This window comes from Acidisoma sp. (assembly GCF_035492295.1).
Classification (GTDB): domain Bacteria; phylum Pseudomonadota; class Alphaproteobacteria; order Acetobacterales; family Acetobacteraceae; genus Acidisoma.
In genome coordinates this window covers 1-24,538 of sequence record NZ_DATJJK010000196.1, presented here as the reverse complement: position 1 = coordinate 24,538, position 24,538 = coordinate 1, and the positions used below count along the sequence as shown (strand labels likewise).

The following is a 24,538-nucleotide window of genomic DNA, read 5'->3' as shown; positions in this document are numbered from 1 at the left end:
TAACGGCGTCTGACCAAGACCAACAAAACCAAAATCAAGGAAACGAAACGATGAAAAGAGTTCTGCTTGCGACGGCCGCTGTGATGACCATGGGTCTGGGTCTGGCGAGCCTGGGGGGAACCCGCGCGGAGGCGGCGGAGAAGACCTTCGCGGTGGTGCCCAAGGCGCTCGGTGTGCCCTTCTATGCCGATGCCGAGACGGGCTGCGATGCAGAGGCCAAGAAGATCGGCGCCAAATGCGAATTCACCGGCCCGGCGCAGCTCGATGACGCCGCGCAGATCAGCATCATGCGCGATCTCATCACCAAGCATGTCGCCGGCATCGCGGTTGCGCCGAACAATCCGGACAGCATCAAGGGCGTGATTTCGGATGCGCTCGCGGCCGGAATCCCCGTCATCACCTTTGATTCGGATGCGCCCACCTCCAAGCGCATCGCCTTCGTCGGCACCAATAACGAAGGCGGCGGCGAGACCGCGGGCAAGGCCTTCGCAAAGATGCTGCCCAATGGCGGCACCTACGCGATCCTGACCGGTGGCCTGTCGGCCGCCAACCTCAATCAGCGCATGGCCGGCTTCAAGAAGGAACTCGGCCCGAACTTCCATGAGGTCGCGGGCTCGCCCTATACCTGCAACGACGACACCAACCAGGGTGTGCAGGTCATTCAGGACATCCTGGCCAAATATCCGCATCTCGACGGCATCTTCTATTCCGGCGGCTGGCCGATGTTCGCGCCGGCGGCCTACGCCCGTGCGCTCAAGAGCCGCAAGGCGGATATCGCGGACGGCAAGTTCGTGGTCGTCAGCTTCGACACGCTGAAGCCGCAGCTTGAACTGCTCAAGGCGGGCTATGCGAGCGTGCTCGTCGGTCAGCGGCCCTACGCGATGGGCGTGGACGCCATCGATCAGCTCAACACGCTGTCCAATGGCGGCAAAGTTCCGGCAATCACCGATACCGGCACTGATGTCGTGACCAAGGACAATGTCGGCGATTTCCTCGCCAAGGCGAAGTGAGATGGAGGCCTCCGGGGGCGCCTGCCCCCGGGGGCCATCCGGCTTCGCAGACTGGCCTCGCGGGCTGGGAGAAGGATTGAGACGATGTCCGTACTGCTGACGGTCGAGGGGATTTCCAAGGGATTTCCCGGTGTGCAGGCGCTGAAGGATGTGACCTTCCACGTCCATACCGGCACCATCCACGCGATCATGGGCGAGAACGGAGCCGGCAAGTCGACGCTGATGCAGGTCATCGCCGGCGCGCTGCGCCCCGATACTGGACGGTTGATCTTCGACGGCACGTCGCTCACCCTTTCCGGCACGCGCGATGCCGCGTCCAAGGGCATTTCCATCGTCTTCCAGGAATTGATGCTCGCACCGAACATGTCGGTGGCCGAGAACATCTTCCTCGGCTCCGAACCGCGCATGGCGGGCGTCATGGTAGACCGCGCAAGCCTGCGGGCTGGCGCGCGCGCCGCCATGGAGCGCATGGGAATCGCGATCGACCCCGACCGGCGGCTCGGCGAACTCACCATCGCCCAGCAGCAGCTGGTGGAAATCTGCAAATCCCTCGTCCATGAGCCGCGACTTCTCATTCTGGACGAGCCGACCTCGAGTCTTTCCGAGGCCGACAGCCTCATCCTCTTCCGCGTCGTGCACGACCTCAAGGCGCAGGGCGTGACAATCCTCTACATCTCGCACCGCATGCGCGAGGTGTTCGACAATTGCGATTATGTCACGGTCCTCAGGGACGGGCGGCATGTGCAGACCATGGCACTCTCCGAGACAGACCAGGACGAGGTGGTGCGCCTCATGGTAGGGCGGGATTTAGCGGGTGTGCGCCGCATCCGCCCGCAGAACGAGGGCAAGCCCGTCGTCTTCTCCGTCCGCGGCCTCTCGGACGGCACACGCTTTCAAGACGTCTCCTTCGACATCCGGGCCGGCGAGATTGTGGGCATGGCCGGGCTGATCGGGGCCGGACGGTCCGAGGTCGCACTCGGCATCTTCGGTGCGCCGCCGCCGCAGCAAGGCGAAATCCTGCTCGAGGGCAAACAGATTCGCATTCGCAAGCCGGCCGACGCCATGCGGCTCGGCATCGGCCTCGTGCCGGAGGACCGCAAGCAGCTTGGCCTGGTCCTCGGCATGGGCGTGGGCGCCAATCTGTCGATGGCCGCGCTGGGCCTTGGCACGCTCTCCCAGTTCAACTTCGTCAATCCCGCCGCCGAAGGTCGGCTGGTCGATGGTTATGTCGACCGGTTCCGCATCAAGACACCCTCGATCGAGCAGCTGGTCGGGCTTCTCTCCGGTGGCAACCAGCAGAAGGTCGTGCTCGCCAAATGGCTCGCCGCCAAGCCCCGCGTGCTGATTGTGGACGAGCCGACGCGCGGCGTCGATGTCGGGACCAAGGCGGAAATCTATACGCTGATGCGCGAACTCGCGGCCGAGGGGCTGGCGATCCTCATCATCTCCTCCGATCTGCCGGAGGTGCTGACGATTTCGGACCGCATCCTCGTCATGCGCGCCGGCCGCATTGCGGGCGAGATTGCCTTCGACGAGGCTTCCGAGGAGCGGATCATGGCGCTTGCGGCTCTGGAGCACGCGCCGGAAGGTCCGGCGCATGTCCCCACGACCTACGGCGAGGCTGAAGCGGCCAGCTGAGGATCGATGTCTGCGATCCGGCTGGCGATGCGGTCCAGCATGCGGTCCCGCAGACCGAGGGCGGCCAGCGCGCCGATCGTGTCCGAAAGATAGGCCACACAGCTGCCGAGGCTGCCGGACGCGGTCGAGATTCGTGCCGCGATCTCGGCATCCGGCAGCTTGCCGGCATAGCGCGGATAGGTGCGGTCGATGACGAAGGTCAGCGCGCGTACGGGGCCTTCCGGCGTATGGGCGGTGACCCAGCGCGCCTTATAGGCGCGGCCGGCCATCTCGCGCCGCCAGACGAGGCGCATCTCGCCCATCGCCTGGTCCCGGGGGATGCGAAAGGCGACGCCGCTACAGGACCCGCCATGGTCCAGCGCCAGCATGAGGCCGGGCCGCTCGGGCGAGCCGCGGCCAAGATGCAACCACAGGCAGTAGCTGCGGTGATAGCCGTGGATGGTGGCGACGCGCCGCTCGGCATAGTCGATCACCGGATTCCAGATCAGTGAGCCATAGCCGAAGAGCCAGAGATCGCTGTCCGCCGGCAGCGCGGCCATGGTGCGGGCGAGATCGACATCCAGCTCCGCCTCGGTCTGGAAGCGCAGCGCTTCCGGCGCCTCGGCGCGGATGCGGGCGAGAAGGGAGCCATCGGCCAGGTTTTCGCGGGTGATCGCGTATTGCTGCCCTTCCGGTGGCGGCAGGGCGGGAGGCGGCATCTCAGGCGGGTCGCTGTCAGGCATGGCGGAAGGCTAGGAGGGCTGCCCCCAGCGGGTCAAGCCTGGGCGGGCTTTCGTCGCCGCCGCGCATGAAAGCGCGGATCCCGCCGCAACAGTTTGTAGAGACGAGAGAAGATCCGTGGATGCTCCATCAGCTTGTAGATGAAATACTGCCGGAAGCGGCGCCGCAGCCCTGGCTCCGAGAGGTCCGAATAGCGGCGGATGACGCCGAGGGCGAGGGCGCAGAGATCGTGCCGTCCGCGGGCAAGATGGCGGACATATTCCTCGAGCCCGTTACGATAGAAGCGCGGGGCGATGAGGTCGCGCACCCAGAAGCGCGAGAGATCGCGGTCGTTCGGGAATTCAGCCATGAGTTTCGTGGCGAAAATCTCCCGGCTCTGCCACATACGCTCGCTGAAGGCGCTGCTGGAGGTATGGCGGCGGTAACGCATCAGGCTTTCCGGGACCAAGGCATTGCCCCAGCCGGCGCGGAAGAGGCGCAGGAAAAGATCGTCATCCTCGTAGCCGGACAGCCGCTCGTCGAAACCGCCGACCGCATGGAAGGCCTCGGCACGCACGACGGCCGCGCTCGGGAAGATGAACATGTCGGAGGCGAGGAGGTTGTAGAGGCTTTTCTTCGGGTGTTCGGCCTCGGGGTTCAGCGTGCGCAGCAGGCGTTGATGAACCACCCGCGCGTCATGGTCCATCTCGTCGATGTCGCTGTAGGACCAGCCGAGATCGGGATCCTTCGCGAAGGGCTCCATCAGGCGGCGCAGATGATCGCGGTGCCAGATGTCGTCATGGTCGAGGAAGGCGAGGAACTCGCCCTTCGCCTCGGCAGCCGCGATATTGCGCGCGCGGGACTGGCCGCCATTGGCCACCCGCAGCACGCGCTTGGAAAAGGGCGTTTCCAGGGTCTCGGCAAAGTCCGCTGAACCGTCCGCCGACCCATCATCCACGATGAGGATCTCGACTGGCGGCAGGGTCTGGAAAGCGGCACTCCGCACCGAGGCTTCGAGATAGGAGCGGCCGTTATAGACCGGCATGATGACGGAGATGGTGGCGTCGCTCACCGGGCCCATCCGATCAGGGCGCAGCAGCCAGGCATGCCGTAAAAGGCGAAGCGGGTGTCCGCCGCGAGCAGCGCGGAGACGGCCGCATGAATGCCGTATGCCCCGCTGGTGTTCAGCCGGTCGTTGAAATCGTGGAAGAGGGCGAGACCGTCCGGCGCCAGCAGCTCCGGCAGAAGGCGGCACGCGGCCTCTGAGGCGGTCGGGCCATGATCGTGGTCGATGAAGATTGCGCCATAAGTCTCGCCGCGCGCGATGGCCTGTTCCATCAGCGCGGTACCGTCACCTTTGCGCAGGCTGTGCCAGCGGCTCAACCCGGCGCGTTTCACGGCGGCGCACGTCGCCGCCTGAAACAGCGGATCGAGTTCAACGGAGATAACGCGGCCGCCGGACCGCCGGGCAGCCACGCCCCGGCACAGGATGGTGGCGGAAAGTCCCCAGGCGCTGCCGATCTCCAGAACATTGCCGCGCTGATAGCGGGCGAGGTCAAAAAGGGTGAGGGCGTCGGCCGGGCGCAGGAAGCCGCGCGGCTCCGTCACGATGAGCGCGCCCTCGACCGGCCATCCGGCGATGAGGTGGTGCCCCGCCTCGGGCGGTGCGGCGAAAAGCGGCCGGTAGGGCGCATAGTCCCGGCCGAGGTCCTCGATCCGCGGCAGGGGCTGCGGCGCGGGCAGGAAGCGCGGGGCGATCTCAGGCGGCCGAGATCGCACGAAGGCGGATCTGAACAGCATCGCGCGTTCGAACCTCCGCGGGGAGCGAGCGTGCCCGGCCGCGCGATGTCGCGCGAATCCGATCAGCTCATGTCACAGTCTTGTGAAAAGGTTGTGACGTGTCAAGCTTGGCGCGCGGCCGCGGCTCAGCCCTGCCGTGCCGCCTCATGATGCCGGATTACCTCGCGGATGACGAAGGCAAGGAACTTCTCGGCGAAATCGGGGTCGAGATCGGCCTCATGGGCCAGGCTGCGCAGGCGCGCGATCTGCTGCTCCTCGCGCGCCGGGTCGGCCGGCGGCAGATCGTGTCGGGCTTTCAGCGCGCCGACCGCCTTGGTGCAGCGGAAGCGCTCCGCCAGCATGTGGATCATCGCGGCGTCGATATTGTCGATGCTGCGCCGGAGTTGCAGCAACTCGTCCATCGCCGTCGGGGCGGGTGAGGGGTCGGCCATTGGTCATGCCTCCTTCGGCAGGCTCTGGTAGATCCGCACGCAGCCTAAAGGCGGCGCCGGGGCGGCGAGATCGGCGGGCCGGCCTTCAGCCAGGGCCGTGAGGATCTTCAGCGGGCCGCCATGGGTGACGAGGACGCAGGCTTTACCCTGGGTCGAGGCATCCGCCCAGAGGGCGGCGACGCGTGCGGTGATTTCCGCGCCGCTTTCACCGCCGGGCGGCGCGAAGCCCGCGAGGTCCGCCGCCCAGGCATCCAGCGCCGCGCGGGGGATATCCGCCCAGAGCAGACCTTCCCAGGCGCCGAAATTCATCTCCATCAGGCGCGGGTCCTGCAACGGGCCTGGTCCACCCCACTCGGCTGCAAGCGCCTCCGCGACCTGCCGGCAGCGGGTGAGCGGGCTGGTCCAGATCACGCCGCCACGGAGGGGCGCGAGCGCCGCAAGAATCGGCGGAATATCGGCCCCAGGATCCGCCAGCGGCAGGTCGAGCCTGCCGTAGCACAGGCCGGCGCCACCGGAGACGGGCGGATGGCGGAGAAGGGCGAGGGGAAAGGTCATCGCGCAGGATGGGGAGGCAGCGCGCCGCCTCCCCGGAAAGCTCAGCCGAGCTTGACCCAGGTCGATTTCGGCTGGCTGTAGCTCACCACGCTGTCGAAGCACTTGTCGCGGGCATTGCCGGACTGCTTGTAGCCGCCGAAGGGCTGGGTCATGTCGCCCTCGTCGAAGCAGTTGACCCACACGGTACCGGCCTCCACCTCGCGCGCCATGCGGTGCGCGGCATTGAGATCGGTCGTCCAGATGCCGGCGGCGAGCCCGTAGATCGTGTCATTGGCGACCTCGATCGCGTTGTCCACGCCGTCGACCGGAATGAGCGCGGCAACCGGCCCGAAAATCTCCTCCTGCGCGATGCGCATCTTGTTGTTCACGCCGGTGAAAAGCGTCGGCGCGACATAGGCGCCCTTCTCCAGACCCTGCGGCACATTGCCGCCAAAGGCGAGGGAGGCCCCGTCCTTGTTCTTGCCGATGTCGATGTAGTTCAGCACGCGCTTCTGGTGCTCGAAGGTCACCAACGGGCCCATGTTGGTGCTCTCCAGCAGAGGATCGGCCGGGACCCAGCTTTCGGCTTCGCGCATGAAGCTGAACAAGAACTCGTCATGGATCTTCTTGTCGATCAGCAGGCGCGAGCCCGCGTTACAGACCTCGCCCATGTTGTTGTAGATGCCCCAGGCGGCGGTTTTGGCGATGGCGGCGACATTCGGATTGTCGCCAAGCACGATCTGCGGTGTCTTGCCGCCGCATTCGAGGGCGACCTTCTTCATGTTGGACTGGCCGGCATAGATGAGCATGAGCTTGCCGACCTCGGTGGAGCCGGTGAAGCTCACCTTGGCGACGTCCATGTGCAGCGCCAGCGCCTGGCCGGTGATCTCGCCGGGACCGTTGAGGACGTTGAGCACGCCGGGCGGCCCGCCCGCTTCGAGAAAGAGTCGTGCCAGATGCACGCCCGAAAGCGGGGATTGCTCGGCCGGCTTGAGGATGACGGAATTGCCCGCCGCGAGGGCGGGCGCAATCTTCCACACCGCCATCAGCAACGGATAATTCCAGGGGACGATGCAGGCGACGACGCCGAGCGGTTCGCGTGTCGTGTAATGCAGCACGTTGGACGGGCTCGCCGTCGTGGTGCCGGTGATCTTGTCGATGCATTCGGCGGAAAAACGAATGGTATGGGCGGCGGCGGGAACGTCGATCGTGAGCATGTCGTTGATCGGCTTGCCCATATCGAGCGTGTCGAGCAGGGCCAGGAGCTCAGCCTCTTTCTCGATCAGATCGGCGAATCGGTACATCACCGCCATGCGGTCGCGCGGGTCCATGCGGGACCAGCTGCCGCTCCTGAATGCTTTCAGGCCGTCCGCGACGGTGCGGTCCACATCGGCTGCGGTGGCGACTCCGACGGCCGCGAGAACCTGGCCATTGGCAGGGTTTATCGTCTCGAAATGACCGCCATTCACCTCGGCCATCGCACCACCGATGAAGGACCGCGTCTCGAACGCCAGAGCGGCCGCTTTTTCATGCCAGGATGGGCTTGTCATTTCTCTCTCCGTAAGGGGTCAGCGGGACGGGAGTCTATCACGGCTGGGCCCGGCAGGAAGAGCGTCCGCTGTTGGCGCGCGGCCACAAACGATACGAATCTTTCATAACCCATCGGGGAGGGTGTAACTTAGGGCGGCGGCCGGGTGTTTCCGCCGCCAAGTCAAACGATCCCGGGCGCATGGCTTCCGGGACGATGGGAGAACGACATGAACAAGCTTGCCAATCCGGCGCCGCTCGGTCTCGCTGGTTTTGCCTTCACCACCTGGATGCTCAGCATGGTCAATGCCGGATGGTATTCGGCGGCGAGCGTGCCGTTGGTGCTGGCACTGGCCTTCACGTTCGGCGGCGCGGCCCAGTTCGCGGCCGGGCTGCTGGAACTGCCGCGCGGCAATACCTTCGGCTTCGTCGCCTTCTGCAGCTATGGCGCCTTCTGGTGGTCCTTCGCGCTCTTCGTGCTCTTCTTCGAACCCCATGTTCCGGCGGCCTTCGTCGGCTGGTACCTGTTCATGTGGGGTGTCTTCACCTTCTACATGTGGATCGGCAGCCAGGCCCTGACCCGCGCGGTCTCCTACATTTTCCTTGCGCTCTGGATCACCTTCCTGCTGCTCGCCCTGGGTGCCTGGGGCATCACCGCCGCGCATATGATCGGTGGCTATGTCGGTCTCGTCACGGCGGCTATTGCCTTCTACGTCTCGGCGGCTGAGGTTATCAACGAGACCCATGGCCGCATCGTCCTGCCGCTCGGCAACCGGCTGGCACCGGAAGATGTGAGGACCGCCCAGGTGATCTGACGAAACAGGTGATTTGACGACCAGATGATCTGAAGGCGGGATGACCTGACGACGATCGTGACCCGGCGCTGCCAGCGCCGGGTCATCTGCTTGAAGATGAACTGAAAGAGAGCAAGCCTTGACCAAGGAACGTGTGGGATTTGTCGGCCTCGGCCTCATGGGTCGTGGCATGGCGCGCAACATTCTGAAGAAGGGCTGGCCGCTTGCCGTGCTTGCCCATCGCAGCCGGACGGCGGTAGAGGCGCTGGTCGCCGAAGGGGCGACGGAGGTTTCCAGCGCCCGGGCGCTGGCCGAGTCCTGCGACGTGATCGTCCTCTGCGTCACCGGCTCGCCGGAGGTGGCAGCGGTGGTGGACGGGCCGGAAGGCCTCGCCTCGGCAGGCAAGCCCCTCGTCATCATCGATTGCTCGACCTCCGATCCGGCGCAGACCATGGCGCTTGCCTCCCGGCTGACGGAGCGGGGGATCACCCTGATCGACGCGCCGCTCAGTCGCACCCCGAAAGACGCCGAAGCCGGCACGCTGGACGTGATGGTTGGCGGCGCGCCGGAGATCGTCGCGAGAGTGCGGCCGATCATCGACTGCTTTGCCGGCCGCGTGGTGGAAACGGGGCCGACGGGCACCGGCCACACCATTAAGCTACTGAACAACTTCCTCGCCATGGGCTATGCGACGCTCTATTCGGAAGCCTTGGCTCTGGGTGCGAAAGCCGGGCTGAGCCCGCAAGTCTTCGACCAGGTCATTCGCGGCGGCCGGATGGATTGCGGCTTCTACCAGACCTTCTTCAAATATGTGCTGGAGCGGGACCGCAATGCCCACCAGTTCGCCATCCGCAACGCTCTCAAGGACATGACCTATCTCGCGGGCTTCGCGGCGGCCTCCGAGTTTGCCAATCCGCTGGGTGCGGCGGTGCGCAATTCCTTCGCCGGTGCGGTCGGTGCGGGCAAAGCCGAGGACTATGTGCCGATGCTGTCGGACTTCATCGCCGAGGCCAATGGCGTGTCGCTGGTGCCGAAGGACTAGGCTTCTGTCTCAGGGGACGCGCTTGATCGTGTCCCCGAGCGCCATTACGGCCCTGCTTACGACATCCGGCCCCACGATCTGCATGAGATAGGTGCCGAGAAGCAGGCTTTTCTGCACCTCGTCCGTCAGGCTGACGTCGATCTTCTGAATGGCGGCGGCGCAATCCGCCTGCTGTTCGGGTGTGATGTACTGAACGGTTGTCATGCAAAGACTGGTCAGGCTGCCCTTGGCCTTCTGAAAGCTGATCTCGCGCATGAGGCTTGCCGCCACATCGGCCCGCGCCGTCGCCTGCCAGCGGTTGACAAGCGTATCGGTCATCGAGAGCAGGCCCTTGAGAAGGGTCGCGGGTCCGACCTCTACATCGACATCGCCGACACGGGCCGTGAACAGAGAGGAGCGGAAAAACGCGATCGCGCCGAAACTCGCCAGCATGACGCGATAGACCATGGCGTGGGGCGAGTCCTGCTTGAAGACGTCGAACTCCTCCACCAACGCATAGGCGCCGATACCGGCCGCCAAGTTGATGTAGATATAGACGAGGGCAGGCGGCACCGTGAGAAGACGGAGCGGCCGATCCTGGTAGCGTTGCGCGATCTCGGTGAAGCCCACCAACCCGGAGAAGAGCGAGACGAAGCTGAAGCCGATGATCGTGTCGCGGGACTCATGGGGCGGGACATGAATGAAGATGACCACGGTGCCCATCAGGATGAGCAGGATCCCGGTTGTGATGGCCGCCCCGAGGAGACCGCGATGCAGGGTCTGCTGATCCGGTGGGGATGTCCCGTGCCATCGTCGGCCGCAGAACATCGCGACCCAGAGGAGGGCCAGCGAAACCAGCACGACAAGAAGACTGATCAGGTAATTCAGGTGGGGGCTGTCCAATCTTGATGCCGGCAGAGGAAGGGTGAGCGCTTGATCCGGCGCGGCATCAAGTCAACCGTGCCGTACCGAACACGCGCGTCGCCTGGAGGAGCAATAAACCTCCATGTCATTACTTCTTCGCAAGAGGAATGTGCAACGGAAACCGCGTGGTAACCCTCGCGGGGTCAGGTGGCGGGCATGTCCTTGCCCTGCTGCGTCAGGCGGACCGCCGTCCGGTCGAAGCTCACCAGGCCAAATTCCTGCAATTGCATGATCGCCGGGATGAGATCGTTCACGCCGTTTCCCGTGTCTTGGGCAAGCTGAGGCAGCGTGACTTCGCCGCCGTTTTCGGTCAGCGACTTGAGAACGAGGTCCAGATTGACCGAAGCCGGACTTCCCGTCCGCGTTGCCGAAACCTCGACCGGGGCAGGCTTTGGCGTGGTCTGCGGCTCAAGCGTCGAGAGAAACGTCGAAAAATAGTCGGTCTTCATCTTGAGAAGCCTCCTCTGGCCCGGCCATTTCAGCCGAGGGCGAGCGCCGCATCATACCACCGCCCGATCCGGCGGCGCCACGCAATCCCTCACTCATCCCCGCGCAGATGCCGCTCGGCGCGTCGCAGATCGGCTTCTGTCGTGATCTTGAAAGCGTCCTCCGACCCCAGAACGATGGCCACGGGGATGCCCAGCGCCTCGGCGACCGAGGCATCATCCGTTACCGGAGGGAGGTCGGAGCGTGCGGCCACTCTGCGATGGGCATCAAGGATCACCGGGAACAAAAATCCTTGCGGTGTCTGCGCGCGCCACAGGACGGAGCGGTCGATCGTGCCGGTAATCACGCCATCCGCCGCCTGCTTGATGGTGTCGAAAACCGGCATCGCGGCGATGGCAGCCGCGGCCCGGTCCAGAGCCGCGATCGTCGCGGAAACCGTCTCGGCCGTCACGAAGGGGCGGACGCCGTCATGAATCAGCACGCGGTCAGGCGCATCCTCCCCCGACAGGGCTTCGAGACCGAGGCGCACCGAGGCATCGCGCGTGGCGCCGCCGACCACGGGCGGCCGCAGTTTCAGCCCGCGCGTCGCCTCCTCATAGAGGGCCCGATCCTCCGCGTGGATGACCACGGCGACATCGCTGATCTCGGGATGGGTCAGGAAGGCGATGGCGGTATGGCGCAGCACGGCCATGGCGCCCAGCATACGATATTGCTTGGGCGCCCCCGGCCCCATGCGGGTGCCGCGCCCTGCACAGACGATCAGCGCGGTGACTCTCATTTCGCTCGGCCCTTCTCCTGCGGCCCCGCAGAGGGCCCGGCAGGGCCGCTCATCGCGCAGAAGCGGACCTGGCTCAAGTCCCGGCGGCGGCCGTCAGTGCACGCTGCCCCACACGCGCTGCCCGTAGGCATCCGTGCAGTAGCAGGAAGCCCCCGGGGCCCGGGCGACGGTCATGCCACAGGTGCGGGCAGGGGTGACGCAGGCGCCGCCCGCGGCCACCGCTGTGCTCTGCGGCGGGGGACCGGGCGGGAAATAGGGTGCGGGGGGCGGCGGCGTGTAAATGACCGGGGGCGGCGTGTAATAGACCGGCGGCGGTGCCGCGTAATAGACGGGTGGTGGTGCGACCACCACCGGCGGCCCGTAGTAGCGCGGGCCATAGTAGCGCGGCCCATAATAGCCCGGGCCGCCCACCCAAACGCCGCCGCGCCACCAGGCATGGGCGGGCGCAGGTGCCAGGGTCACCCCCGCGGCGAGCGCCGCGAGCCCGATGCCGCCGGCGAGAAGGAAGCGCCGAATCGGCGTCCGGGCGGAACCTGCTGCGACCATCGACGAACCTCCTTCGTGCGCGTTCTTCAAGCGCCGATTATGCCCCGAGATTATGCGCCGTCTCTCATGTCCAAATCGAGGCGGTGAGGTTAACGCTGGCCGCTCAGCGGTGCGCGAGGTGCAGCAGCCCGCCCACGACCGAAACCTCGAGCCCGGCGAGGTCGGGCACCCACAGCTCGCCCTTACGGTCCAGCCCTTCGGAGGACTGGGTGGAGGCGACGGCGAGCACTTGCGCGCCCGCCGCGCGGCCGGCGGCGAGGCCGGCATCGGCATCCTCGAAAACGATGCAGTCGCGCGGGTCGAATCCGAGGCCATCGGCGCCGAGCTGGTAGCAGCGCGGATCGGGCTTCCCCTTTTCGACCGATTCGGCGGTGATGAAGACGCGCGGGATGGGCAGGCCGCAGGCGGTGAGACGGGTGCGTGCCAGCGCTGCGTCGGCCGAGGTGACGACGGCCCAAGCGTTCGTTGGCAGAGCGGCGATCAGCGCACGGGCGCCCGCGATCTCGGAGAGACCCTCGGTATCCAGCCGCTCCGCGTCTTCGAGCTTGCGCGCCTCGGCCGCGATGTCGAGGACATTCTTGCCGAACATGGCGATGGTCTCGACCGCGCGGCGACCATGGGCCACCGGCATCAGTCCCTTGATGTCCAGGCCCTGGGTTTCGGCCCAGGCGCCCCACACCCGCTCGACCACGGGGCCGGAATCGACCAAGGTTCCGTCCATGTCGAAGAGGAAGCCGCGCGCCGTGAGTTGCCGTCCCTTTTCAAACCGCATCGTCTCTACCGATCATCCTTTGGCTGAGTTGGGGGATATGCGCCGACGGTCGCTGATGGCGCTCATGGCCGGTATCGCCTGTGGATTTACCGGTCCGGAGGCGGAAGCGCAAATGTCCTCCCCGAATACGTCTGTCCATAAGCCCGAGGCCGAGGCGTATCAGTCGCCCTATGCGCTCGCCTTCTCCTGCCCGCAATCCGATCTCGCGGCCGGTTTCGACCAGACGCCCTGGAACGATCCGCAGTCCGAGGCGATGGAGCCCTTCGCGGCCTGGGACGCGACCCATGCCCGGTCCCCTGGCGCCGCCTGGGGGCCGCCGGCACGGCATTATCCGGTGCCGCGCCTGCCGCGACAGGACGAGGCCTACCGGCGCGAGCGGGTGATTTTCGTTGCCGCCCTGCATATCGGCCTCGCCTATCAGCACCACCATCTCCCCTCTTGGGCGCCGCCGCCGGGCTGGCCGTGGTTGCGGGTCGCGGCCGGGGTCAATGGGCCGGGGCTCGATTGCAGCAATTTCTCGGCCTTCGTTTTCAATTATGCGCTGGGACTTCGCCTGCCGACCGCGATTGGCATGCAGGCGGTCCAGCTGTCCCTGGAAGGGCCGGGTGGCACCGGCTGTCAGCCCGTATCGCGTGTCCACAGGGCCCGCTACGGGGCGCTGCTCGCCGCTTTGCAGCCGGCCGATCTTCTCTATTTCCGGGACCGGCGCGGCCGCATCCGCCACGCCGGCTTCTGGATCGGCACACTTGCCGGAACGCCCCTCATCCTCGACAGCACCGACACCCGCCATCGGGACGGGCGCGGACAAATGGTGCCGACGGGTGTGCATCTTCGCCCCTTCGACGAAGGCGGCTGGTATTGGCGCCATTTCTCCCACGCCCATCGGCTGATCGGGGCCGAGGCGCGGGCTTGCCGGCCGCCCGGGAGCTTTCCCGAGGGCGACGACCGGGCCTGAGGCATCCTGATCACGCCGGTTCCATCCCGCGGCCGATCCTTCCGCTACCGTCCGCTCGGTCTTCGTCATCGGTCCCCAACAAGAAGGCGCGCCTCATGCTAGGCTGCGGCAGAGCCACGTAAACTTCATTGAAAGGGTTACTTCGGCAGCCCTTTTTTATGGCACAAAGGCAAAGATCAGCCGGTTTGCCGCCTCAGCGTCACGAAAGCTTCACGGAGTTTCCATGGCCCCGGCGGGGCGCCTCCGTTATCTGCGCGCATGTTCTGGGCGAGATCGGCTAGGATTCGGTCAATTGTCCACAGTAGGTGATTTCGTAATGCCGGTGACTGAGCAGACCAGACCGACCGCAAGCAGCGATCAAGCGAAAGAGACCACGCGGACGGAACCACGCGTCTCGATCCGCGACCTCAATTTCTACTACGGCGACAACCACGCCCTGAAGAACATCAATCTCGAGGTCGATGATCGCCGGGCGCTAGCCATGATCGGTCCCTCAGGCTGCGGCAAGTCCACGCTGCTCCGCGTCATCAACCGCATGTACGACCTCTACCCCGGTCAGCGGGCGGAGGGCCAGGTGGTGATGGACGAGATGAACATCGTGGGCGACAGCATCGACCTCAACATGCTGCGCCGCCGCATCGGCATGGTTTTCCAGAAGCCTACGCCCTTCCAGATGTCGATCTATGACAACGTCGCTTTCGGGGTGAAGCTGCACGAGAAGCTTTCCCGCGCCGAGATGGACGAGCGGGTGCAGTGGTCGCTGACCCGCGCGGCCCTGTGGGACGAGGTCAAGGACCGGCTGCGCACGCCGGCCACCGGCATGTCGGGCGGCCAGCAGCAGCGCCTCTGCATTGCCCGCTCGATCGCCGTTCGGCCCGAGGTCCTGCTGCTCGACGAGCCGACCAGCGCGCTTGACCCGATCAGCACGTTGAAGGTCGAGGAACTGATCGACGAGTTGAAGAAGGACTTCACGATCGTCATCGTGACCCACAACATGCAACAGGCGGCGCGCGTCGCCGACCGCGTGGCCTTCTTCTACCTGGGCGAACTCGTCGAGGTGGACGCCGCCGCGACCATGTTCACCAATCCCAAAGAGAGACGCACGCAGGAATACATCACCGGCCGGTTCGGGTGAGCGCGATGACCACCAAGGAATCTGAGGGCGAGCACATCGTGAAAAGCTACGAACAGGATTTGGCGCGGTTAAAGGGCTTGCTCACGCAGATGGGCGGCATGGTGGAGGCCCAGGCCGCCAATGCGGCCCGCGCGGTGCTCGAACACAATGCCACCGCCGCCGGCTATGCCGTGCAGGACGATGTCGCGGTTGACGCGCTGGAACGCGAGATCACCGATTTCGCGATCCGGCTGCTCGCTCTGCGCCAGCCGGTCGCCTCCGACCTGCGGCTCATCGTCTCCTCCATCAAGATTGCGGGCGACCTGGAGCGGATCGGCGATTACGCGGCCAATGTTGCGAAACGCAGCCTGGTCCTGAACGAGATTTCCTCGCCCTTCTCGATGAGCGGCATCGGCAATATGTGCCGGTTGGTGCAGGAGAACCTGAAGACGACGGTCGATGCCATCGGCGAGAGCAACCCCGATCGCGCGGTCGAGGTCTGGCGGTCCGACATCATGATCGACGATGTCTATTCCGCGATCTTCCGCGAGCAGATTACCTACATGATGGAAGATCCGCGCAATATCACCCCCTGCACGCATCTGCTCTTCATGGCCAAGAACCTGGAGCGCATGGGTGACCATGCAACCAACATCGCCGAGACGATCTACTACGCGATCTCCGGCCAGAATATGCCGACCGACCGCCCCAAGGGCGAGAGCAGCTTCTCGACCAGCCGCCAGGCAGGCGCCTGACCCTCAAGGAAAAAACCACAGTGGTTCCTGATAGCGTGTCCCTCGCGAACAAGCCGCTTGTTCTCATCGTGGAGGACGAAGCAGCGTTGATGACCATGCTGCGTTACAATCTGGAAAAGCAGGGCTTCCGTGTCGAGGAAGCGGGAGACGGCGAGGAAGCGCTCAACCGCATCAACGAAGTGAAGCCCGACATGGTGCTTCTTGACTGGATGCTGCCGCATCTTTCCGGCATCGAGGTCTGCCGGCAGATCCGCCGGCGCCCGGCGACGCGGGAACTGCCGGTGATCATGATCACGGCGCGCAGCGAGGATCAGGACGCAGTGCGCGGCCTCAACACCGGCGCGGACGACTATGTGACCAAACCCTTCAGTACCGAGGCGCTGGTCGCCCGCATGCGGGCGCTGATGCGCCGCTCCAATACGGTGCCGGCGAAGGGTGAGTTGCGCTTCCACGATATCGTGCTCGATCTGTCGGCCCATCGCATCAGCCGCAACGGCCGCCAGCTGCATCTGGGTCCAACCGAATATCGGCTGATGGAATATCTCATGCAGCGTCCGCGCCGCGTCTTTTCGCGGGAAGATCTGCTGGACGCAATCTGGGGTCCCTCGATCCATGTCGAGCCCCGTACCGTGGACGTGCATATCCGGCGGCTGCGCAAGGCGATCAACGGCGAGGGCGAGCTCGACGTGGTGCGCACGGTTCGCGCTGCGGGCTATGCGCTGGATACCGAAAGCGTCTGAAGGGCAGGGGCCTTGCCGCCGCAAAATGGGGACAGGCCCGGGCCTGTCCCCATTTTTTGTGAGGGCCGGATGGCTCAGCCGCGCAGGTAGGACAAATCGCCTGGCGGCCGGGCGCCCATGCGGCTGATGGTCTCGGCCGCCGCGCGGGAGGCCCAGCGCCCGCAAGTCGGCAGGTCGCGGCCTGCGGTCAGCGCCGTCATGAACCCGGCCGCATAGGCATCGCCCGCGCCGGTGGTATCCACGACCTTGGCCTGCACCGGGGCGACATCGAAACGCTCCTCGCCACGGAAGATCACACTGCCGTGCTCGCCCCGCGTCAGTGCCGCGATTTCGACCTGGCCACGCACCACGTCAGCCGCCTCTTCGAAATCCTCGAGTCCGGTGAGGGCCGCCAATTCCTTCTCGTTGGCGAAGAGGATGTCGACATGGTCGCGCACCATGGTCTGGAAGGCGTTCAGATTGCGCTCGACACAGAGAAAGTCCGACAGGCTGATCGCGACGCGGCGTCCTGCCGCGTGGGCGATCTCGGCCGCGCGGCGGCTCGCTGCCGCCGAATCGGGCACGTAGAACAGGAAGCCTTCAAGGTAGCTGATGGCCGAATCAGCGATCAGCGCATGGTCCAGATGATGCGGCGCCAGGGAGCTGGAGACGCCGAGGAAGGTGTTCATTGTGCGCTGGCCGTCCGGCGTAACCAGGATGAGGCAGCGCGCCGTGGGATCGCCGCCCGTGCTGGGCGGTGTCGGGTGGTGCACGCCCGAGCCGCGGATGTCGTGACGGAAGATGGCGCCGAATTCGTCGCCCGCGACGACGCCGATGAAGGCGGCGCGCGCGCCCATCTGGCCCGCGACGGCGGCCGTATTGGCAACCGAGCCGCCGCTCGTCTGCACCGCTGGCGGCATCAGCGCATAGAGCGCGTCGGTGCGCCCGGCGTCGATCAGCTCCATGGAGCCCTTGATCATGCTTTGCGCACCCAGGAAGCCTTCTTCGACTTCGGCCAGAATGTCCACGATGGCATTGCCGATGCCCAAGATGTCGAAGCGAGGGGGAGTCATGCGTTTTCCTGTGCGAATTCTCTGAAAATCCGGCCTTCGGGTAGCAGTGGCGGGGGCTGCTGGCAAACCTCGGTCCGTGTGGCCATGCGGAAATCCGCGCGTGTCCGCCGCAATCTCGGTGTGACGTTCCTGGTCCGAGCCACACGAGATCCGAGTCACACGAGGAAATATATGATTCCAGTAGGCTTTCGGTTTTGAAGTTCGCGATGCGGTGGCGGCCGCCATAACGCGAACTTTAAAACCAGCTCACTAGCATCCCGCGGATTAACAAAAAGAGCCGCCTGGGTTGTTCAGCCCGCTGCGTTCATGATAGGCCCGCCATTCCGCCAAGGCAGGGACGAGACGAACGTGTTCAAGCGCCGCAGCACGAGACCCGAAGACGAAGTTCAGGCCACCGGGGTTGCCGCCCCGCCGGCCGGGTTCAAACCGCAAGCCCAAGGTGGAATCCCCGCCTCGCCCAAGTCCGCCGATACCGGACTTGGCGTCCCGCCGTTCCGCCCAGCCCCGCCCAAGGACAAGGATCCCTCTGACATGGCCCGACCGCCCTTCGCTCCGAATCCGTCCAGCAGTGTGCCCACCATGCCGCCGGTACCCAATCGCGCGCCGGTCGCGATGCAGCCCCAACGTCCGGGCGGCATGACCGACCCCGCCGAACGCCGCACCCTCGTGGTCGGCCGCGGGATCAGCGTGCAGGGCACGATCAACGATGCCGAACGCCTTGTCGTCGAAGGCACGGTCGAAGCCAGCATGATCCATGCGACCGAGCTTTCCGTCATTCAGGGCGGCGTCTTCAAGGGTGAGGTCGAGGTCGAGGAGGCCGAGATCGCCGGCACGATCGACGGTGTCGTCACCGCCCGCACCAGCCTCATCGTGCGCGCCACCGGCCGCGTGTTGGGCCGTGCGCGTTGCCGGCGCCTGCAGGTCGAGGATGGTGGCCAGATCACCGGCCAGATCGAGATGCTGACCGACAACGCCGCCCCGTCCGCGACTGCGACACCGGCGCCCTCCCACACGTCCGACCTCGATCGTCCGGCTGCACCCGCCGAGGTCTGATCAGACCGGCCCCATCCCTGGCCGCCCGTATGGCGGCTGGGGATTACAGGCCGAAGGACTGCCGGGCGAGGGCGATGATGCGGTGCGCCTCGCTCCAGAGATCGTAGGCCGCAAGGTCCCGCAAATCCGCCCAGGTCACAGCGGCGGCGTCCGACAATGCCTGCGGTTCGCCGCCTTCCCAGAGCCCCGCGAAGTCCAGAATCGTATAGTGATAGCGAACGCGGCCTTCAGGGTCGCGGTCGATGCTGTCGACCGTGCCGGCAAGCGTCAGCCTGCCCACCGCAAGCCCCGTCTCCTCCAGCAGCTCCCGCCGCGCGGCCTCCTCCGCTGTCTCGCCTAGCTCCTGGCCGCCGCCGGGCAGGCCCCAGGCGCCCAGCATGGGCGCGCGTCCGCGGCGGATCAGCAGCACCTCATGGGGCGGCTTCAGCAGCACGACGCCGATGCCAACGATGGGCTGTGTGGGATACTCGCGGCTCATTGTGCCCCTCTCATCCAGCGTGGATCAGGCGCACGCTGTCCTCCTTGTCGAACAGCCTGAGCAGCACGTCCGCCGCCCGGCCGCGTGCCGTTGCCTGCAGGTGCGGATCGGCATCGAGCAGCATCGCCGCGTCCTTGACGGCGGTTTCCCGCAACTGCTCCTGCTCCGGAATATCAGCCAAGCGATAGCCCGGCAGGCCGGACTGGCGGGTGCCGGTCACGTCGCCGCCGCCGCGGATGCGGAAATCGGCGTCGGCAATGGCGAAGCCGTCCTCCGTCTCGCGCATCAGGGTCAGCCGCTCCTGCGCCACCTGGGTCAGCCCGGCCTCGTGCAGGAGCAGGCAGAAACTGTCGGAGGCACCGCGCCCGACGCGCCCGCGCAGCTGATGCAGCTGGGCGAGGCCGAAGCGCTCGGCATGTTCGATGACCATGACGGTCGCCTCCGGCACGTCAACACCCACTTCCACCACCGTCGTCGCGACCAGGATGCGCGTGCGCCCGGCGGCGAAATCGGCCAGTGCCTGCTCGCGCAGCCTCGTCTCCTGTTGGCCATGGGCGAGGCCCACGACCGTGCCGAAGCGCTTCTGCAGCAGCAGAAAGCGGTCCTCAGCGGCAGCGAGGTCCATCGCCTCGCTTTCCGAGACCAGGGGGCAGACCCAGTAGACCTGCGCGCCACGTTCGAGTGCGCGGGCGAGGCCGGCGATGACCTGGCCGAGCGCATCCAGCCCATGCAGCGTGGTGCGGATCGTGCCCCGGCCGCGCGGCTTTTCGGTCAGCGTGCTCACCTCCATCTCGCCATACTGGGTGAGGCGCAGGGAGCGCGGGATGGGGGTTGCCGTCATCACCAGCACGTCGGTGCCGTCGCCCTTGGCGCCGAGGCTGATACGCTGCTCGACCCCAAAGCGGTGCTGCTCGTCGATCACCGCGAGACCGAGGTCCTGGAAGGCGACGCTCGCCTGAAACAGCGCATGGGTGCCGACGACCAGCGGCAGCGCGCCGGAGGCGAGCCCCTCCAGCACTTGCCGCCGGGCGGCGGCCGGCATGGAGCCTGTGAGCAGCCCGACAGGCACCGGGGACAGCGCGGAGATGGTGCGAAAATGCTGCTGGACGAGGATCTCGGTGGGCGCCATCAGCGCCGCCTGGGTGCCGGCCTCGGCCGCGCGCAGCATCGCCATCAGCGCCACCAGGGTTTTGCCGGAACCGACATCGCCCTGAAGCAGGCGCATCATCGGCTGGGGCGCGGCGAGATCGCGGTCGATCTCGGCCAGCGCCTTGGTCTGCGACCCGGTGGGGGCGAAGCCGAAGCGGCCCAGCGCCTGTGCCCGCAAATGCCCGTCTCCGGTAAGCCGGCGTCCGGGCCGCAGCCGGCGGGCGATGCGGCGCAAACCGAGGGCGATCTGTTCGGCGAGCAGCTCGTCATAGGCGAGGCGCCGCCGCGCATCCTCCCGCACGCGGATATCCATTTCCGATCCCTGAACGCGCTTCAAAGCGGCGCAGAAATCCGGCCAGGTGCGGCGGGCGAGAAGGGAAGGCTCGATCCATTCCGGCATCGGCTGCAGCCGCGCCAGCGCGCCGCTCATCGCCTTTCCCACGACACGGTTGGTGATGCCGGCGGTCAGTGGCCAGACCGGCTCGATCTCGGGCATCTCGCTCGCCTTGGCCACAGGCAGCACGTAATCCGGATGCGGCAGGGTGAGGGTATCGCCGAAGCGGTCCAGCTTGCCGGAAACGATGAGCTTCGCCCCCACGGGCATCTGCGCCAGCCGGGCCTGATGAAACAGCACGATCTCGGCGAAAGCCGTGCCGTCGGTCACGATGGCGCGCCAGGGTTGGGTCCGGCTGCGCGGCTTCTCGTGGCTCATGACCTGAACTTCGACCGTCACGATCCGTCCCGGCCGCGCGGCGGCAAGGCTCGGCCGCTCCCGCCGGTCGACATAACTGTCCGGCATATGGAGCAGCAGGTCCCGGATTTGCGGCCCGGCGAGGCGCGCCAGCCCCTCGGCGAGCCGGGGGCCTATGCCGGGGAGGAGGGTCAGCGGCGCGCGGATCGAAGAGAGAGGATCGGCCGTCAAAGGCTGACTCTTGCGCGGCAGATGACTATAGGACGCATCACCCATGAGCGATTCCGTACCCGATCTCGACCCTCGCCGCCGGCGCCTTCTGTTTCGAGCCACCCACCGAGGGACGCATGAGCTTGACCTTCTGATCGGCGGCTTTGTCTCATCTCGGCTCGCGACCTTCACGGACGAGGAGCTGACGGAGATCGAGCGACTCCTCGAGTTGCCGGAGCCTGATCTCGCCGACTGGCTCACCGGCCGTCAACCCGTGCCGGAGGCGCTGCAGCACCCGCTCCTCCAGGCGATGATCCAGGCTGAGGGAAAATGAGTCGTCTCACCGTCTACGGCGCGCCGGAAGGCTGGGATGCCGCGCTTCTCGTTCGCCGTGCGCTGGAAAGCGACGGGCCGGTGTTGCATGTGGCGCGCGACGATCAGCGCATGGCGCGCCTGGGCGAAGCGCTCGCCTTCTTCGCTCCCGAACTTCCGGTGCTGCGCTTCCCCGCCTGGGACTGCCTGCCTTACGACCGGGTCTCCCCCAATGCCGCCATCGTGTCGGAACGGAGTGCGACGCTCGCGACCCTCTCCGCCGGCACCTACCGCCGCGGCGTGGTGCTGACCACGGTCAACGGTCTCGTACAGCGCGTGGCGCCGCGCGCCATGTTTTCGGGCACCAGCATGGTGCTCAAGCCAGGCGCCACCATCGCCCCGGAAAAGCTCGCACTCTTCCTCGAGGCGCATGGCTATGCCCGCGCCTCAACGGTTATGGAGCCCGGCGAATTTGCGATCCGCGGCGGCATCATCGACCTCTTTCCGGCAGGCGAGAGCGACCCGGTGCGGCTCGATCTCTTCGGCGACACGATCGAGAGCATGCGCCGCTTCGATACGGACAGCCAGAGGAGCGGGGAGGCGGCCCCCGCGATCAGCCTGCATCCGGTCTCCGAAGTGCCGCTGGACGCCGAATCGGTCGCCCGATTCCGCACCAGCTGGCGCGAGCTTTTCGGCCAGGCCGCGACCGAGGACCCGCTCTATCTCTCCATCTCCGAACGGCGCCGCCATCCCGGCATGGAGCATTGGGTGCCGCTTTTCCACGACGGCATGGAAACCCTGGTCGATTACATGCCGGGTGTGACTGTCGCCCTCGATCATCAGGCCGAGGAGGTGCTCGGCTCCCGCCTCGAACTCATCGCCGACCATTACCAGGCGCGTCGCACGCCGCCGCGCGATGGCGAGACGCCCTATCGGCCGATTCCGGCGGAGCGGCTCTATCTCGATGCCGGCGATTGGTCCGCCCTGCTGGCCGAGTTGCCGAGTTTCGCCTTCAGCCCCTTCGGCCGGCCCGAGGGTGCTGCGGGCGTGGACGGCGGCGGTCGCCCCGCGCCCATCTTCGCTCCGGGCGGGGAGATGCAGCCCGATATCTTCGACCGGCTGCGTGAGCAGGCGACGGTCTGGTCGGCCGAGAAGAAGCGTCTCGTTATCGCCGCCTGGACGGATGGCTCGCGCGAGCGTCTCGGCGGCCTGCTCCGCGAACAGGGCTTCGATCAGCTGATGGTGGCCGCTAATGCGGATGCCGTCCGCAAGCTGCCGCCCCATGCCATCGCCCTCGTGACGCTGGGCATGGAGCGCGGCTTCATCGGTGATCGCATGGCGGTGGTCGGCGAGCAGGATCTGCTCGGCCGTCGCCTCGCCCGCCCGCCGCGCCGCCGCAAGCGCGCCGACCAGTTCATCGCGGAAGCGACCGACATCGCCGAGGGCGATCTGGTCGTGCATGAGGATCATGGTATCGGCCGCTATGATGGGCTGGTCACCATCCGGGTGAACGACGCGCCGCACGATTGTCTGCGCCTGATCTATGACGGGGAGCACAAGCTTTTCCTGCCGGTCGAGAATATCGAGGTCCTGTCCCGCTTCGGGACCGAGACGGCCGGTGTCCAGCTCGACAAGCTCGGCGGCGCCTCCTGGCAAAACCGCAAGGCGAAGGCCAAGACCCGTATTCGCGACATGGCCGCCGGCCTTATCCGGATCGCCGCCGAACGCCGCCTGCACGAGGCGCCGAGCCTGGCCCCGCCCGAGGGACTGTGGGACGAGTTCTGCGCCAAATTCCCCTTCGTCGAGACCGAGGATCAGTCCCGCGCCATCGCCGACGTGCTGGAGGATATGGCATCCGGCCGGCCGATGGACCGGCTCATCTGCGGCGATGTCGGCTTCGGCAAGACCGAGGTGGCGCTGCGCGCCGCCTTCGTCGCCGCCATGACCGGCGCCCAGGTTGCCGTGGTGGTGCCCACAACCCTGCTCGCGCGCCAGCATTTTCGCAGCTTTTCCGCCCGCTTTGCGGGTCTCCCGATCAAGGTGGCGCAGCTTTCGCGCATGGTGACGGCGAAGGAAGCCTCTGTGGTGAAGGCCGGCATCGCGGACGGCAGTGTCAACATCGTTGTCGGCACCCACGCGCTGTTGGCCAAGTCCATCACCTTCGCCGACCTCGGCCTCGTCGTCGTGGATGAGGAGCAGCATTTCGGCGTCGCCCACAAGGAACGGCTGAAGTCCCTCAAGGCGGACGTCCATGTGCTGACGCTGACGGCGACGCCCATTCCCCGCACGCTGCAACTGGCGCTTACGGGCGTGCGCGAGATGAGCATCATCGCCACCCCGCCGGTGGATCGTCTCGCCGTCCGCACCTTCATCATGCCCTTCGACAGTCTGGTCATCCGCGAGGCGATCCAGCGCGAGCGCTTCCGCGGCGGGCAGATTTTCTGCGTCTGCCCGCGCCTGGAAGACCTTGAGCGCATGGGCAGCCGCCTGCGCGAAATCGTGCCCGATCTGCGCGTGGTGGAAGCCCATGGAAGGCTGTCGCCGACCGATCTTGAGCGCGTCATGACCGAATTCGGCGACGGCAAATACGACGTCCTGCTTTCGACCAATATCGTCGAAAGCGGGCTCGACATGCCGGCCGTGAACACCTTGATCATTCATCGGGCCGATATGTTCGGTCTGGGCCAGCTCTATCAGTTGCGCGGGCGCGTCGGCCGCGGCAAGCAGCGGGGCTATGCCTATCTCACCTGGCCCGCGAATTTTCGCCTCTCGGCCGCGGCCGAGAAGCGCCTCGACGTGATGCAGACGCTCGATACCCTTGGCGCCGGCTTTACGCTGGCCAGCCACGATCTCGACATTCGTGGCGCGGGCAACCTGCTGGGCGATGAGCAATCCGGCCATATCCGCGAGGTCGGCATCGAGCTCTACCAGCAGATGCTGGAGGATGCGGTGGCCGATATCCGCGCCGAACGCGGGAAGCGCAGCCGCAGCGCCGAGCGGGACTGGACACCGACCATCGGCCTCGGCCTGCCGGTGCTGATCCCGGAAACCTATGTGCGCGACCTGCCGGTGCGGTTGGGGCTCTACCGGCGCATCGGGGGCCTGTCA

General features: G+C 66.3%; 25 protein-coding genes. 11 read left to right on the top strand and 14 right to left on the bottom strand.

From position 1 onward, the window contains the following. Nucleotides 1-50 precede the first annotated feature (50 nt). Together VL752_RS14720 and VL752_RS14715 are read left to right on the top strand one after the other, a co-directional pair. Entirely contained in the window at nucleotides 51-1,010 is a 960-nt protein-coding gene (locus VL752_RS14720; RefSeq protein ID WP_325356564.1) for a sugar-binding protein, read from the top strand. A gap of 84 nt (nucleotides 1,011-1,094) precedes the next feature. Further along, the gene (locus VL752_RS14715) at nucleotides 1,095-2,648 is read left to right on the top strand and encodes a sugar ABC transporter ATP-binding protein (protein ID WP_325356562.1); all 1,554 of its coding nucleotides are present in this window, start codon (nucleotides 1,095-1,097) and stop codon (nucleotides 2,646-2,648) included. On the opposite strand, the gene VL752_RS14710 is transcribed toward VL752_RS14715, so the two are convergent. From VL752_RS14710 to VL752_RS14685, 6 genes are all read right to left on the bottom strand, one after another. Continuing rightward, nucleotides 2,621-3,370: a gamma-glutamylcyclotransferase gene (locus VL752_RS14710; protein ID WP_325356559.1), complete on the bottom strand. Its 750-nt coding sequence runs from the start codon at nucleotides 3,368-3,370 to the stop codon at nucleotides 2,621-2,623. The two genes, VL752_RS14715 and VL752_RS14710, sit on opposite strands and share 28 nt — an antisense overlap. Before the next feature lie 32 nt (nucleotides 3,371-3,402). Continuing rightward, nucleotides 3,403-4,419, bottom strand: coding sequence for a glycosyltransferase family 2 protein (locus VL752_RS14705; protein ID WP_325356557.1), 1,017 nt, complete (start codon nucleotides 4,417-4,419; stop codon nucleotides 3,403-3,405). Next, nucleotides 4,416-5,147 (bottom strand): O-methyltransferase, encoded by a 732-nt coding sequence (locus VL752_RS14700; RefSeq protein WP_325356555.1) that lies wholly within the window; start codon nucleotides 5,145-5,147, stop codon nucleotides 4,416-4,418. The genes VL752_RS14705 and VL752_RS14700 overlap by 4 nt, the downstream gene beginning before the upstream one ends. A gap of 125 nt (nucleotides 5,148-5,272) precedes the next feature. Then, the gene (locus tag VL752_RS14695) at nucleotides 5,273-5,578 is read right to left on the bottom strand and encodes a chorismate mutase (protein ID WP_325356553.1); all 306 of its coding nucleotides are present in this window, start codon (nucleotides 5,576-5,578) and stop codon (nucleotides 5,273-5,275) included. A 3-nt stretch (nucleotides 5,579-5,581) separates the two neighbouring features. Then, on the bottom strand, nucleotides 5,582-6,133 hold the full coding sequence (locus tag VL752_RS14690) for a histidine phosphatase family protein (protein WP_325356551.1): 552 nt from the start codon (nucleotides 6,131-6,133) through the stop codon (nucleotides 5,582-5,584). A gap of 41 nt (nucleotides 6,134-6,174) precedes the next feature. Further along, nucleotides 6,175-7,662 carry an aldehyde dehydrogenase gene (locus tag VL752_RS14685; protein ID WP_325356549.1) on the bottom strand — a complete coding sequence of 496 codons (1,488 nt, stop codon included), beginning with the start codon at nucleotides 7,660-7,662 and terminating at the stop codon, nucleotides 6,175-6,177. A 144-nt stretch (nucleotides 7,663-7,806) separates the two neighbouring features. Between VL752_RS14685 and VL752_RS14680 the strand changes: the two genes are divergently transcribed. Both VL752_RS14680 and VL752_RS14675 read left to right on the top strand, forming a co-directional pair. Then, the gene (locus tag VL752_RS14680; protein WP_325356547.1) at nucleotides 7,807-8,454 is read left to right on the top strand and encodes an acetate uptake transporter; all 648 of its coding nucleotides are present in this window, start codon (nucleotides 7,807-7,809) and stop codon (nucleotides 8,452-8,454) included. A 118-nt stretch (nucleotides 8,455-8,572) separates the two neighbouring features. Further along, entirely contained in the window at nucleotides 8,573-9,475 is a 903-nt protein-coding gene (locus tag VL752_RS14675) for an NAD(P)-dependent oxidoreductase (protein WP_325356545.1), read from the top strand. A 9-nt stretch (nucleotides 9,476-9,484) separates the two neighbouring features. Here VL752_RS14675 and VL752_RS14670 read toward each other — a convergent pair whose 3' ends face one another. The 5 genes from VL752_RS14670 to VL752_RS14650 all read right to left on the bottom strand — a co-directional run bounded on the left by VL752_RS14670 (nucleotide 9,485) and on the right by VL752_RS14650 (nucleotide 12,921). Then, complete coding sequence (locus tag VL752_RS14670; RefSeq protein ID WP_325356543.1) at nucleotides 9,485-10,357, bottom strand: hypothetical protein; 873 nt, start codon at nucleotides 10,355-10,357, stop codon at nucleotides 9,485-9,487. 164 nt (nucleotides 10,358-10,521) lie between these two features. Continuing rightward, the gene (locus VL752_RS14665) at nucleotides 10,522-10,827 is read right to left on the bottom strand and encodes a hypothetical protein (protein ID WP_325356541.1); all 306 of its coding nucleotides are present in this window, start codon (nucleotides 10,825-10,827) and stop codon (nucleotides 10,522-10,524) included. A gap of 89 nt (nucleotides 10,828-10,916) precedes the next feature. After that, complete coding sequence (ispD, locus tag VL752_RS14660) at nucleotides 10,917-11,603, bottom strand: 2-C-methyl-D-erythritol 4-phosphate cytidylyltransferase (protein ID WP_325356539.1); 687 nt, start codon at nucleotides 11,601-11,603, stop codon at nucleotides 10,917-10,919. A 93-nt stretch (nucleotides 11,604-11,696) separates the two neighbouring features. Next, nucleotides 11,697-12,149, bottom strand: coding sequence for a hypothetical protein (locus VL752_RS14655; protein ID WP_325356537.1), 453 nt, complete (start codon nucleotides 12,147-12,149; stop codon nucleotides 11,697-11,699). 103 nt (nucleotides 12,150-12,252) lie between these two features. Next, complete coding sequence (locus VL752_RS14650; protein ID WP_325356535.1) at nucleotides 12,253-12,921, bottom strand: HAD-IA family hydrolase; 669 nt, start codon at nucleotides 12,919-12,921, stop codon at nucleotides 12,253-12,255. Between the two features lie 37 nt (nucleotides 12,922-12,958). On the opposite strand from VL752_RS14650, the gene VL752_RS14645 reads away from it, so the two are divergent. From VL752_RS14645 to phoB, 4 genes are all read left to right on the top strand, one after another. Continuing rightward, nucleotides 12,959-13,876, top strand: coding sequence for an NlpC/P60 family protein (locus VL752_RS14645; RefSeq protein ID WP_325356533.1), 918 nt, complete (start codon nucleotides 12,959-12,961; stop codon nucleotides 13,874-13,876). A 316-nt stretch (nucleotides 13,877-14,192) separates the two neighbouring features. Further along, nucleotides 14,193-15,011: a phosphate ABC transporter ATP-binding protein PstB gene (pstB, locus tag VL752_RS14640; RefSeq protein WP_325356531.1), complete on the top strand. Its 819-nt coding sequence runs from the start codon at nucleotides 14,193-14,195 to the stop codon at nucleotides 15,009-15,011. 5 nt (nucleotides 15,012-15,016) lie between these two features. Beyond that, on the top strand, nucleotides 15,017-15,745 hold the full coding sequence (gene phoU / locus VL752_RS14635) for a phosphate signaling complex protein PhoU (protein WP_325356529.1): 729 nt from the start codon (nucleotides 15,017-15,019) through the stop codon (nucleotides 15,743-15,745). A 35-nt stretch (nucleotides 15,746-15,780) separates the two neighbouring features. Next, complete coding sequence (gene phoB / locus VL752_RS14630; RefSeq protein ID WP_325356592.1) at nucleotides 15,781-16,485, top strand: phosphate regulon transcriptional regulator PhoB; 705 nt, start codon at nucleotides 15,781-15,783, stop codon at nucleotides 16,483-16,485. A 74-nt stretch (nucleotides 16,486-16,559) separates the two neighbouring features. Here the strand turns inward: phoB and VL752_RS14625 are convergent, their stop codons facing one another. Beyond that, nucleotides 16,560-17,537, bottom strand: a complete 978-nt coding sequence (locus VL752_RS14625; RefSeq protein WP_325356527.1) for an adenosine kinase — start codon at nucleotides 17,535-17,537, stop codon at nucleotides 16,560-16,562. A 531-nt stretch (nucleotides 17,538-18,068) separates the two neighbouring features. On the opposite strand from VL752_RS14625, the gene VL752_RS14620 reads away from it, so the two are divergent. Continuing rightward, a complete protein-coding gene (locus VL752_RS14620; protein WP_325356525.1) occupies nucleotides 18,069-18,590 on the top strand; it encodes a bactofilin family protein in 522 nt (173 codons plus the stop codon). A 43-nt stretch (nucleotides 18,591-18,633) separates the two neighbouring features. On the opposite strand, the gene VL752_RS14615 is transcribed toward VL752_RS14620, so the two are convergent. After that, nucleotides 18,634-19,068, bottom strand: a complete 435-nt coding sequence (locus tag VL752_RS14615; protein WP_325356523.1) for an NUDIX hydrolase — start codon at nucleotides 19,066-19,068, stop codon at nucleotides 18,634-18,636. 10 nt (nucleotides 19,069-19,078) lie between these two features. Next, the gene (recG, locus tag VL752_RS14610; protein WP_325356521.1) at nucleotides 19,079-21,184 is read right to left on the bottom strand and encodes an ATP-dependent DNA helicase RecG; all 2,106 of its coding nucleotides are present in this window, start codon (nucleotides 21,182-21,184) and stop codon (nucleotides 19,079-19,081) included. Here recG and VL752_RS14605 point away from each other — a divergent pair. Both VL752_RS14605 and mfd read left to right on the top strand, forming a co-directional pair. Beyond that, nucleotides 21,183-21,452, top strand: a complete 270-nt coding sequence (locus VL752_RS14605) for a succinate dehydrogenase assembly factor 2 (protein WP_325356519.1) — start codon at nucleotides 21,183-21,185, stop codon at nucleotides 21,450-21,452. The genes recG and VL752_RS14605 overlap by 2 nt on opposite strands. Continuing rightward, on the top strand, nucleotides 21,449-24,538 hold a 3,090-nt coding region (gene mfd, locus VL752_RS14600; protein WP_325356517.1), incomplete at its 3' end, for a transcription-repair coupling factor. The genes VL752_RS14605 and mfd, both read left to right, overlap by 4 nt.